This is a genomic window from Paenibacillus sp. GCM10028914, assembly GCF_042666275.1.
In the GTDB taxonomy this organism is placed as follows: Bacteria; Bacillota; Bacilli; order Paenibacillales; family Paenibacillaceae; genus Paenibacillus_AQ.
The window spans coordinates 69,076-81,404 of sequence record NZ_JBHTFO010000007.1 but is presented as its reverse complement, the minus strand read 5'-3'; the positions used below and the strand labels follow the sequence as shown (position 1 = coordinate 81,404).

The 12,329-nt window shown below is 44.6% G+C and carries 8 protein-coding genes; 2 read left to right on the top strand and 6 right to left on the bottom strand.

What is annotated here, in order from left to right; genetic code table 11:
- Window positions 1–4 precede the first annotated feature (4 nt).
- From ACFQV5_RS06110 to yicI, 4 genes are all read right to left on the bottom strand, one after another.
- Complete coding sequence (locus ACFQV5_RS06110; protein ID WP_379244668.1) at window positions 5–967, bottom strand: ABC transporter permease; 963 nt, start codon at window positions 965–967, stop codon at window positions 5–7.
- A gap of 157 nt (window positions 968–1,124) precedes the next feature.
- Window positions 1,125–2,675: a response regulator gene (locus ACFQV5_RS06105; protein WP_379244666.1), complete on the bottom strand. Its 1,551-nt coding sequence runs from the start codon at window positions 2,673–2,675 to the stop codon at window positions 1,125–1,127.
- Window positions 2,653–4,458 carry a cache domain-containing sensor histidine kinase gene (locus tag ACFQV5_RS06100; protein WP_379244664.1) on the bottom strand — a complete coding sequence of 602 codons (1,806 nt, stop codon included), beginning with the start codon at window positions 4,456–4,458 and terminating at the stop codon, window positions 2,653–2,655. Before ACFQV5_RS06100 ends, ACFQV5_RS06105 begins: the two co-directional genes overlap by 23 nt.
- Window positions 4,459–4,708: 250 nt before the next feature.
- Complete coding sequence (gene yicI / locus ACFQV5_RS06095; protein WP_379244662.1) at window positions 4,709–7,039, bottom strand: alpha-xylosidase; 2,331 nt, start codon at window positions 7,037–7,039, stop codon at window positions 4,709–4,711.
- 162 nt (window positions 7,040–7,201) lie between these two features.
- On the opposite strand from yicI, the gene ACFQV5_RS06090 reads away from it, so the two are divergent.
- The gene (locus ACFQV5_RS06090; protein WP_379244660.1) at window positions 7,202–8,080 is read left to right on the top strand and encodes a helix-turn-helix transcriptional regulator; all 879 of its coding nucleotides are present in this window, start codon (window positions 7,202–7,204) and stop codon (window positions 8,078–8,080) included.
- 232 nt (window positions 8,081–8,312) lie between these two features.
- On the opposite strand, the gene ACFQV5_RS06085 is transcribed toward ACFQV5_RS06090, so the two are convergent.
- Complete coding sequence (locus ACFQV5_RS06085) at window positions 8,313–9,065, bottom strand: YqcI/YcgG family protein (RefSeq protein ID WP_379244658.1); 753 nt, start codon at window positions 9,063–9,065, stop codon at window positions 8,313–8,315.
- Window positions 9,066–9,314: 249 nt separating this feature from the next.
- Here ACFQV5_RS06085 and rnjA point away from each other — a divergent pair, with 249 nt between their 5' ends.
- Complete coding sequence (gene rnjA, locus ACFQV5_RS06080) at window positions 9,315–11,030, top strand: ribonuclease J1 (RefSeq protein ID WP_379244656.1); 1,716 nt, start codon at window positions 9,315–9,317, stop codon at window positions 11,028–11,030.
- Between the two features lie 99 nt (window positions 11,031–11,129).
- Here rnjA and ACFQV5_RS06075 read toward each other — a convergent pair whose 3' ends face one another.
- Window positions 11,130–12,329 (bottom strand): MFS transporter, encoded by a 1,200-nt coding sequence (locus tag ACFQV5_RS06075; protein ID WP_379244829.1) that lies wholly within the window; start codon window positions 12,327–12,329, stop codon window positions 11,130–11,132.

Below are 12,329 nucleotides of genomic sequence, written 5' to 3'. Positions count from 1 at the left end.
CCTCTTACATAATGGATTGCTTCGTGAATTTTTTGAATGCACCGTTCGCAATAAAGAGTAGAATGATACTGACGATGGAGTTGAACATCCCGATAGCGGTACCGAAAGAATAACGTCCCATCCCAAGACCATAATTCAGCGCATAAAGATCTAAAACTTGCGAATAATCAACGACAAGTGGATTGCCAAGCAGGAACTGCTTCTCGAAGCCGATACTGATCAGATGACCGATGGACATGATCAGCAAGATTGCAATGGTTGGTGCTATGCTCGGCAGCGTAATGTTCCAGATCTGGCGAATTCGGCTGGCGCCATCTACACGCGCGGCTTCATACTGCTCCTGATCAATCCCCGAAATGGCTGCCAGATAAATGATTGCACTCCAGCCCATCTCTTTCCATATATCGGCACTTGTTACGATATACCAGAACCAATTCCCCTTCGTCATGAACTGAATCGGCTGATCAATGAAACCCAGCGACATCAGCAGCTGATTAACTGCTCCTCCGTCAACAGATAGCATTTTGGTTACGATCCCGGCAACAACAACCCAGGACACAAAGTGAGGAAGATAGGAAATCGTTTGAACTGTTCTTTTGAACACGCTTCCACGAAGTTCATTTATAAGAACCGCGAATAGAATAGGTATGGTGAATCCAACAATCAGTCCCATGAAACTCATGGCGAGTGTATTACGCATAACCAAATAAAATTTCTCATCGGTAAATAGTGTGATAAAGTGATCGAAACCTACCCATTTTTGCTCAAAGATTCCTTTGCCGGGTTTGTAATTTTGAAATGCCATTAGCCAACCCCAGACAGGCAGGTAATTAAAAACAAATACAATAATGATGAAAGGAATTGACATTGCATATAGGACTTTCTGATCCTTGAACGTTGCCCAGAACCCTCTTTTTCTCTTTGCGGCAGGTTGGATGCTCTTACCTCTGTTTGTTACCGCTTTCAAACCAACCACTCCTCTCTTGTATATCTTGATGATAAAGCAAGTAGAACAGAGGGAGTACCCAAAGGATTGGTTCAAATTTCATGTAATAATTAGACATTTATGCGGGAGCTCAACTGGCAAAATAAAAAAAAGACGCGTACATACGCGTCTGAGCATGTTATGTTTCCAACTCTTTGCGATAGTTCGTTGGTGAGGTGCCGACGTATTTCTTGAATTTGCTATGGAAATAATCCACGTTCGTATAACCGACCTTTTCGGCTACCTGATACACCTTCATTCCTTGTTTCAAAAAATCTTTCGCTTTATCGATCCGCACCTTATCGAGATAAGTATTAAAATATTCTCCCGTCGTGTTTTTGAACATCTTCCCCAAATAAGCACTATTATAATTAAATACAGAGGCCAATGTTTCCAGCTTCATATTCTCACTGTAGTTTCGATGTATCAAATCGATAATTCGCTTTATCTCCTGATCACGCCCGCCTTTTCCGGCTTGCCACATCAACTCTTCAAGAAACTGAACAACATGATCAAATAAATCATATACATTGCGCTGACGATATACGGCAGCAATGCGATCAGAGGATTCCTTAATTTTAATATGAAGCTCGGGATGATATTTCGATAGCTTGCCATGCACCCCCGTGAGCAGTTCCATGAATGCATTCTTGATCCTCTCTTCTGTAAACCCACCCTGTATCATTGCACCTAGTACGGGTTCAACAAGTGTTCTAAGAACACTGTCATTGCCAACATCCACAGCATAGTACAGCTGATCTGTGAACAGTTCAGGACTAAATACAGGCTCATTATGTAGATCCATACCTTCGCCAAATTGTACCGTTTTATGGGATAATAGCTCACCAGAGCGATAGTAAAAGCGCTGCCTGATCAGATCACGAGCTGATCGATAGGATGCTGTTATACGCTCTATCCCATGAACATGTAATCCCACAGCAGAAGTAATAGTTACGCCCACCTCACTAGCTGCTTGTTCCAGCTCAAGGTACAGCTCCTGACGTCCCCTCTCCGTATGTACCCGAACAGGGAGCAGAACCCCCAGATATGAATTCTTAGAGAACACCACACCTCTGCCTTTTTCCTCGAATATTTCTGTCAGCTTTCGCTTCATGGCCATATCCGGCTCCTGACCGGCTTCATCTGAGCGGTGAATATAAACCAGCAGAACCTGATAATAATCCCATACCAGGCCTAGGCGCTCAGCGCTCTGAAGCTTCCCCTCATCAACCCCACCTTCCGTAATAAGTGCATGAATCCATTGTTCACGACTTCCTTCTACATTGATTTGGCTAAATGTATTCATCTCCTGCTCTTGCTCAATCTTTTCCTTTACCTGAACTAGATAATCCGCTAATTCCGCTTCATCCACCGGTTTCAGCAAGTAGCCGTCAACTCGGTGAGAAATCGCTTTTTTGGCATACTCAAAGTCTGCATAGCCGCTTAAAATCAGCAGATGAATGTTGTAATCCACTTCCCGGATAGCCTCAATAAGCTGCAGGCCATCCATACCAGGCATCCGAATATCAACAATCATCACATCTGGCGTATGAAGCCTGTGTTTCTCCAGAGCCTCATTTCCATTCGCAGCGGTGTCCACAATCTGAAATCCAAGCTCATTCCAAGGAACTATACTTTTTAAACCTTCGCGGAGCTTAGGCTCGTCATCAACGATCAGTACTTTGATCATCCATTTCCCCTCCTGTTGGAATACTGAATTCAATGATTGTTCCAATACCTGTTTCACTGTTGATACGCAGGCCATGTTCCGCTCCGTATGACAGCTGCAGACGAACGTGGACGTTCCGAAGCCCGATTCGTCCTCCCTCTTTCTCATCCGATTCCATTAAAAAGCCCCGTATTTGCTGAAGTCTATCCGGGGTTATCCCGGCCCCATTATCAGAAACAGATATTATAATTTGATCCTTATCCGTAGTCACCTTAACCCGAATCGTAGTACTCTCCTGCTTATGATCCATCCCGTGAATAACCGCATTCTCCACAAGCGGCTGAATAATCAGCGGCGGAATTGGCACTAGTTTCGCTTTCTCGTCAACATCAAGCTCAAATATAAGCCGATCCTCATATCTGAATTGTTGAATATCTAAATAACACTGAATCATTTCAATTTCCTTCTCGATCGTAATCTTACCGCTCCCAATCTCCAGATTACTGCGCATCAATTTCCCTAGCATCCGGACTACGTTGGCGATTTCGGTCTCTCCCTTCAAATGCGCCTCCATCCGGATCGATTCCAAAGCATTAAATAAAAAGTGCGGGTTAATTTGGCTTGCCATCATCTTAAATTTGATTTCATTCTGTTTCTGCTCCATCATCCTCTTTTGGAGGTTGGATTCCTGTACCTCATTCATAAGAACGTTCACATTACGGACCATGGAATTAAACTGCCTAGATAACTGACCAATCTCATCCTTGCCATCGATCTCCATCGTGACTCCTAAATTTCCCGTGCCCACCTTAGTGATATGCTTACTAAGACGAAGCAGCCGATTCGATATCAGAGCGGAGAAGCTGTATATTAGCAGTACAGCAAGAATCAGACTAATGATAATAACGGTCATTGCCAGCTTATTAATACGGTTTGCATCCTTCATAATACTATCGATCGAGAATATAGAAATAATTCTAAGACCTTCCGTGCTCACCTCTGGTTTAAGCGGCTCAATTAACACTTTGGTGGCTTCGTTATCGATGACGGACTCGAAGGTTCCACTTCGTTCATAGACGACGCCGTCGTTATCATGAATATCAGCCAGTGTCCTTCCATACAGTTCGGAGCGATTTGACGCTACAATATTGTTCTTGCTGTCAACAAGGATCGTGTCAAAGGTTTCTTGGCTAAGGATCGTATTAAGCAGTCTCCCATTTACATTAATCACCAACACCCCTCGGTTTTCCTTACCTCCAAGGTCAACCCCTTTAACGACACTAAGATATTTCTTATGATCACGTTCATCCTCGATATAATCCCAGCGGTACAAACCAATATTGTCTATCGCTATTTGGTACCATTCCGTCTGCTTGATATCCTTCTCGGGAAAGATAAATTCCCAGTTATTGAGCATGGTCTCATTCTCACTATAAAAACGAATGTTTGATATTTCCTTGTACATTTGTATCGCCTGCCGCAAATCCGGATAATCCTGATACGCACGAACTACATCATACACAGTTTCATATTGATGATTCGACAAGGTTTTGAGTCGTTCATCATAAGACAATCGATAGGATAGATCATCCGCTACGTTCACTACCTCCATGGTCCGCTTCTTCACACGCTCTACATTCTGATAAGCCTGCTCAAGAGCATTGTCAAAGGCAAATCGCCTGAGCTCGCCTGTTAGGAAAATCCCCACGATAGATACAGGCACAAAGACAACGACAACAAAAGATAATATTAATTTATTGCGAATTTTCATATTATTTATGACCTGAATAAAAAAGGACATCATAGCAGCAGCCCGCTCCCGTCTTCCTGCAATAGCGACAAAAGAAGTAAACGTTTACAAATAAATTTATATGTGATTAGCGCTAGTTTCCCTTCCTTCTATCGGTAATAGCTCTATATGCCGCTTTACTTGATTATATATCAAGCATCCAATACCTGTAATAACCTAATGAAATGTGAAATAAGCCCGGCTCTCGCAGTTTTTTGCGAGTCCGGGCTTATTCCTTATTCAGTTCTGGAAATAAAGCATACCGTTATGCCTGTAAAGTTATCGTAAAGGACAACTGCTGCTGAGATCCTGCTGAAACCTCAACTACACCTTTAGACTCGCTAATATCTGCTCCCTCAACAGAAGCAATATCACCCATGCCATAAAGTTTCACAGCGAACGCCTTTCCGCTGCCTTCGGCTTGGAATGTAATGCGATTGCCTTCACGTGCTGCACTTACCACAAGGTCAGCTTCACCTTTCATATTCCTTACCGTTGTTACAGCTTCCTTTCCATCCTCGAGTGAGTACAAACCTAGCTTTACACCATCCGCAAAGTCATAGTCCGGCCGAGTATCAACACTACCAATTGCTATAAAGGAATTATCACGAACGAAGAGCGGTAAACTCATGAAATCATACTTTTCCTTCCGCCATGTTCCACCTTGAACTATCTCTCCGGAGAGTAGATGCGTCCAACGTCCGTGAGGTAAATAGTAGGTGACCTCACCTTTCTCGCTCAACACTGGCGCAACTAGAATAGAATCACCGAGCATATATTGGCGGTCCAGCAGTTCTACAGCCGGATCATCCGGGAATTCGAGCAGCATGACACGCATGCTTGGAACCCCTAGCTCGGACGCTTGAACCGCTGTATTGAACAGGTACGGCATCAGGCTGCATTTTAATTTTGTGAAGAATCGGGTAACGTCAACAGCTTCCTCATCGTATGCCCAAGGCACCCGATACGAGGTGCTTCCATGCAGACGGCTGTGACTGGACAGTAGTCCGAAGGCAAGCCAGCGTTTGAATACATGTGCTGGTGCGGTATTTTCGAACCCGCCGATATCATGGCTCCAGAAGCCAAATCCCCCAAGGCCGAGAGACAAACCTCCACGCAGACTTTCAGCCATAGATTCATAATCAGCGTAGCAGTCTCCGCCCCAGTGAACTGGGAATTGCTGTCCTCCCACCGTAGCTGAGCGTGCGAATACCGCTGCCTCATTCTTGCCGAACTTCTCTATCAGAACATCAAAGACCACTTTATTGTATAGCTGCGTATAGTAGTTGTGCATTTTATGAGGATCGGAACCATCGAAGTAAACCACATCCGTTGGGATGCGCTCGCCGAAGTCCGTCTTAAAGCTATCCACACCCATATCAGCCAGATCACGCAGATACCCTGCAAACCACTCGCAAGCCTCCGGATTAGTGAAGTCGACAAGTGCCATCCCTGGCTGCCACATATTCCACTGCCATACATCACCGTTTTCTTTTTTGACAAAGTAACCGTTAGCCACGCCTTCCTCAAACAGACGAGAGCGCTGGGCAATGTACGGATTAATCCATACGCAGATTTTTAGCCCCTTGTCTTTCAAACGCTGCAGCATGCCTTCTGGATCCGGGAATGTTTGAGCATCCCACTGAAAATCAGTCCATTGGAAACCCTTCATCCAGAAGCAGTCAAAGTGAAACACATGCAGCGGAATATCCCGTTCAATCATACCATCCACAAAAGAATTCACCGTTGCTTCATCATACTCGGTTGTAAATGAAGTCGATAGCCAGAGACCAAAAGTCCATGCTGGTGGAAGTGCTGGTTTACCCGTTAGGGACGTGTATTTCTCCAGTACGCCCTTCGGATCCGGGCCATCAATGATGAAATATTCCAACGATTCTCCGGAAACGCTAAACTGCACCTTTTTCACTTTCTCTGATGCAACTTCAAATGAAACCAGATCCGGCTGATTTACAAATACGCCGTACCCTTTATTCGTAATGTAAAACGGAATATTCTTGTACGCCTGCTCGGAGCTCGTGCCTCCGTCCGCGTTCCAAATATCTACGACCTGACCGTTCTTCACAAAAGGCGTGAAGCGTTCGCCTAGGCCATACACCCACTCACCAACACCGAGATCAAGCTCCTCACGCATATACGCTTTCCCACCGTCTTCAACGACATGAGCGATTGATTTTGGGCCGCTGCCCGTAATGCGTTCGTCTCCACGGTAGAAATGAACGGACCACTCTGGGCCTTTTCGGATGACGACACTCAAGTTGCCGCTGCGAAGCACAGCTTCTTGATCATTTTCTTCAATAATAACGTGATCGCCTTCGTTTTTGCTCAGCTCAAAAGCCGGTCCCCGATCTCTTACACCAGCATAATGGATAAGCTTAACACCGATCACTCCAGGAGCCGGGGATTTAAACTGTACCGTGATCAGCTGTGTGTTGATCATCATTCCTCTGTTTAAAATCGGCGTAGTCGAAGCGTATGCCGTTAAGGTATTTTCTTTCACAGTAAAATCATAAGCCTGCACTGCACCTGAAACAGAGAACCCTTCTCGAATCATCCAGTTGCCATCCGTGAATTTCATTTATAGCACCACCATTCAAGTAGTTTTAGCATTGATTTGTAAGCGTTATAATGTCATTATAATGATATAAAACATTTAAAACTAACAGTATTCGGTTTATTTATAGCACTATTATGATGCAAACGATAAGGATGCCTTTTTGAATAGGAGCTGGTAGAGGCGATGGATCAAAGTATACGTCTTTCTCTGAAAGAGCGACAAATGCATGGAGATGAAAGCTTTCCTTTCGGAGCCTACTGGTATGATTTTGCGCCGGGTGCGCATGTCGTAGATACTCACTGGCATAAAGAATGCGAGATATTCACAGTGCTGGACGGAGAGGTTCTATTCCAGATCGATACCGAATACATTTCGCTGAAAGCCGGGGACTCCTTATTTATTGACGGGGGTGACATTCATACAGGCCATGCCAAGGGAAGCCAGGGATGTCGCTTTTGTGCGTTGGTCTTTGATGCAGGAATGCTGACAAGTGCTAATTACGACCTCATTCAGGACCAACTTGTGCTGCCCTTTCAGGAACGGAAAGCTACCCTTCCGCGGTTGATTTCCCCTGAATATCATGGAGAGCTGTCCGCGCATATTTCAGAGATGATATCTCTCAGCACAACCCGTCCACCGGGATACGAAGCTGCGATTAAAGGGCATCTGTTTCTGATGCTGTCCAAGGCTGCTGCAGGTGGATTATTGTGCAACCGTAGCCGTACCGATTCTGCAGATATGTCACGGACTGAGCGGCTGAAAAAAGTGATTGCCTACATTCAAACTCACTACCCTCAACCGATCCGGCTTAGTGAGCTTGCTGATCTAATCCCGATGAGCGAAGGTCAGTTCTCCCGATTCTTCAAGTCTATGACCGGTCAGACGCCAGTCGATTATATGAATTCATACCGGGTTCGTCAGGCTGTGGAACTACTCCGCCAGCCAGAATACAAAATATCCGACATCGCCATGGATGTCGGTTTCGGACATATTAGTTATTTTGTTCGAGTATTTCGTAAATTTATGAATTGCACGCCGTCTGAGTTCCGTAAGAAATTATAAATTCGGAGAACAATTTTAAATTCATTAGCTACTCCATGCCCACTTTTAACTTTCTCTCTCCACACCTCCTCTCAAAAATGTTAAACTGGAATAAGATCAATTTTCAGTTCAGGGCCATCACATTTGGCCAGACAAGGAAATATCCGATATCGTAGGACTTTCCCATTATTAAGTTAATGCAAAAAGGTGCCGCTTAACTAAGCGCAGCACCTCTCAATAAATCAGTCTATGTTTAGTCTTCTACCTTTTGATACATACGGGAAAATGGACACGCTGGCAGTGAATTGTCACTGTCACGTAAAAAATATTGTTTCCACTCATAGTTGTCTTCCGCTCCATACAGCTTCAAATCTGGATGCGGGGGTACGGGATCATAGGCGCATAATCGTTTTCGAATCATCTGTTTGGTCTTCTCTGCCTGTAAAGTTGCTGCGTTGAAATTTTCCAAAACCCAACGTGGTGTAAAAGCCAGTACCATATAAGGAAAGCTTCTGCTCCGGCGCAGCTTATGTGCCGGTGTTCCACAATATACGAAATATGGCTCGCCATCATAACAGTACTCCCAAAGATGATCCGATGGGTCACTTGGTAGATGAGTTGGCCAGGGTTTACGATCCATCTCCGTTGTCCGGCTAAGAAGGGACCAGAATAATCGCTCGTAATACTCCACGCCGTCATTATGTTCAGGCTGGGTATCAGCTTGAATAAATACGACAAGTGATGTGTAAGAACCGATTGTTCTCGCATTCTCACCAAAACTGTGCAAAAGATAAGCTAATTTCTCCGCCGCATCTTTCTCTTCTGCATTTTGGACAAATCCGTACCTCAGATGATTTAAGACATACCCTTGAACTGCCGGAATACAAGGGAATCTTGATCCCCGGTCTGTCATCTTTAACGTCCATTTATGAATAGCGTCCAGCTGCCATTGTTTATGGTTCTCAGGTGCTTGTATGATATCATCAATCTTTAATGGCTTAAGCATGAGCAGCCCTCCTCTTCTTATCAGATTATAAAAACAAAGAAGAATGGGTGACTGTCCGGTGTCATTTTACAAAAATTTATAGTATATCTTGTTGTTTAGGTCTCTATATTCAGAATAACGTTTCATTAAACTCTTACTTTCTGCTATCTTAATTAGAGATACTTTATAGTCATTTAAATTGTTTAACTTATTTAACTTGTATATCTGGGCTACGCCCTTAATTACCATAGAGAGGAATTCTTCTACATTATGTCTAAACCCCTTTTAACAGAAAAGATTCAAACGGTCCCTGCTAAAAAGCCGAAACCATCATCGCCGCCCGTTCGCGTATTTGCACTAGGAGGTCTCGGAGAGATCGGCAAGAATATGTACGGCGTTGAATTCAGAAATGAAATTATTATTATTGATGCCGGTCTCAAGTTTCCGGACGCTGAGATGAGCGGCGTTGATTATATCATTCCAGATATCCGCTACCTCATTGAGAATAAAAACAAGATCAAAGGACTTTTCCTTACCCATGGTCACGAAGATCATATTGGAGCTATCCCCTATGTTCTGCGTCAGATTCAAATGCCGATTTACGGCGGACCTTTAACAATCGGTCTTGTACGTGCCAAGTTGGAAGAGCATCGTCTACTGGATCAAAGTGATTTGCGAGTTTTCCATGAAAGTGAAATGATATCTTTCAAACATCTTTCGGTCCATTTCTTCCGGACGACTCACAGTATTCCCGATGCTTACGGCATTGTAGTGGAAACACCTTACGGTCCAATTGTTCATACAGGTGACTTCAAATTTGATTTCACACCACAGGATCGACCTGCTGATTTGCACAAAATCATGAGCATCGGCCAACGAGGCGTTCTCGCGTTGCTGGCAGACAGCACAAATAGTGAGCGCGAAGGATTCACGCCTTCAGAGCGAACCGTGGGTGAATCTATATTAAAACAGTTTCAAGAGTGTCCTGGCCGGATTCTATTCGCCACCTTCGCCTCCAACGTTCATCGTCTGCAACAGGTTGTAGATGCTGCGATTCAGACCAATCGTAAGATTGCCATCGTTGGCCGGAGTATGGAAAAAGTATTCTTAATCGGACAAGAGCTAGGGTATATCCGTGTACCTGATGGAATGATCATTGACGTTAAGGCGGTTAATCGATACCGTGATGAGCAAGTACTCATAATATGCACAGGTAGTCAGGGAGAGCCCAATGCAGCACTCACCCGAATTGCTTCTGGAGCTCATCGTTCCATCCAGATCCATCCGGACGATACCGTGATCTTCTCATCTTCACCAATTCCAGGTAATACTCAGAATGTCAATCGCAGTATTGACTTATTGATGAAGGCTGGTGCAGAGGTACGCTACGGTTCCATTCTTGATATCCATACGTCAGGTCATGGTTGCCGGGAAGATTTGAAGTTAATGCTCAGCAGCTTGCGTCCCAAGTATTTCATGCCTATTCACGGCGAATATCGGATGATGCTCAATCACCGTCAACTGGCTATTCAAGTTGGAGTGAAAGAGAACAACATTTATCTGTTGAATATTGGGAACACCTTGTCCTTGTTCCGTAACGGAGCACGTAAAGGCCGCAACATCCCATCTGGAGATGTATATATCAACAATGGCGAGCTTCGCATGCATGAAAAAGAACTTCTGGAAGAACGTGTTCAGCTTGCGCATGACGGTGTAGTTATTGTCGCAATAACGGTTAACCCTGAAACTCGCAAGCTGCTGGCAGGGCCTGAGCTAATTACTCGCGGCTTTGTATATATGCAGGATTCTAAACCGTTGCTGCGCCGTGCCGAAGCTATGCTTCGTAAGCAGCTTAACAAGACTGGTGAGCAGCGGGAATTTGATCTAGCAGCATGGGAGCAAATTACAACCTCCTCATTGACCCGCTATTTCAAAAGAGAACTTGGACGCAGTCCATATATCATGCCTTCGATCATGGAAGTGTAAGAGCTAAATACAAGTAAAAAACACCATCGTCCCTTTAAAAGGCCGATGGTGTTTTTTTGTGAAAAATACATGGTGAAGTTCAATTCGCATTGGAATTCGCTAGTCTGTTAGCTCTCGGCCTTTCGTCTCCTTGCCTAGGAACATAACACCCAACGCACCAATCAATATCGTTATGAAGAACATTACAAATATAGCTTCAATACTCGTCCCATTTCCTTTCAGGATCCCAACCAAAATCGGCGCTATGACCCCGCCGATCCGTCCAAAGGATGTTGCGATTCCAACACCCGTGGAGCGAAGACGTGTCGGATACAATTCCGGACTATAGGCGTACAAGCCACCCCACGCACCCAGATTAAAGAAGGAAAGGCTAATGCCCGCAGCCAGCAACATAAAGGTGGATTCAGCATAGCCGAACCATACAGCACTTAGCGCTGTAAACACCAGATAAGTTATCAACACAAACTTACGCCCAAACTTCTCTATAAAATAAGCTGCTGTGAAATAGCCCGGCAATTGAGCGAGTGTCATAATTAGCACATACTGAAAGCTTTGGACCAAGCTAAATCCTTTGCCCACCATGACCGTTGGTAACCAGAGAAACATTCCGTAGTAAGAAAAAACAACTGTAAACCAAAGCAGCCATAGCATAATGGTCGTTTTACGATGCTCTATCGACCATACCGACTTGAGTCGCTGAATGAAGGTCAACTTAGGAGCTTTCTTCTGCTTTAGATAACGGGGAGAATCTTCAATGGCTCGGCGCAAGTACAGAGCATAAAACGCAGGCAGAGCTCCAATAACAAATGCCATCCTCCAACCGTATTCCGGAATAACAAAAAAGGCAATCAGTGCCGACAGAATCCATCCTACTGCCCAGAAGCTCTCAAGTAGAACGACAGCTCTTCCACGTTCTTCTACAGGCATACTCTCCGACACTAGGGTCGAGGCTACAGGAAGTTCTCCTCCCAACCCAACTCCAGCGATAAAACGGAAAACACACAGCATTGCAAAACCTCCCGCAAGCGCGGATAACCCGCTAGCCGCTGAAAAAATAAGCAACGTCCATAATAATATATTTTTCCTCCCATACTTATCCGCAAAAAAACCTGCAAGTGCTGCACCGAATACCATCCCAATGGAAGTCGTACTGGTCAACCATCCAACCTGCTGCGAACTAAGTGACCACTCTGATTTTAGGGCGGCTACAACAAATGAAATTATACCAACATCCATGGCATCAAACATCCAGCTTAGTCCCGCACTGAAGAGCAATTTACGCTTTTTGGGATCCTTCAT

What these genes read in the sequence shown, in the direction of transcription:
- ACFQV5_RS06090 (WP_379244660.1), top strand. Translation starts at nt 7,202, where the DNA reads ATGGATCAAAGTATACGTCTTTCTCTGAAAGAGCGACAAATGCATGGA.
- ACFQV5_RS06105 (WP_379244666.1), bottom strand. Translation starts at nt 2,675, where the DNA reads ATGATCAAAGTACTGATCGTTGATGACGAGCCTAAGCTCCGCGAAGGT.
- yicI (WP_379244662.1), bottom strand. Translation starts at nt 7,039, where the DNA reads ATGAAATTCACGGATGGCAACTGGATGATTCGAGAAGGGTTCTCTGTT.
- ACFQV5_RS06075 (WP_379244829.1), bottom strand. Translation starts at nt 12,329, where the DNA reads ATGAAGGATCCCAAAAAGCGTAAATTGCTCTTCAGTGCGGGACTAAGC.
- ACFQV5_RS06100 (WP_379244664.1), bottom strand. Translation starts at nt 4,458, where the DNA reads ATGATGTCCTTTTTTATTCAGGTCATAAATAATATGAAAATTCGCAAT.
- ACFQV5_RS06085 (WP_379244658.1), bottom strand. Translation starts at nt 9,065, where the DNA reads ATGCTTAAGCCATTAAAGATTGATGATATCATACAAGCACCTGAGAAC.
- rnjA (WP_379244656.1), top strand. Translation starts at nt 9,315, where the DNA reads ATGTCTAAACCCCTTTTAACAGAAAAGATTCAAACGGTCCCTGCTAAA.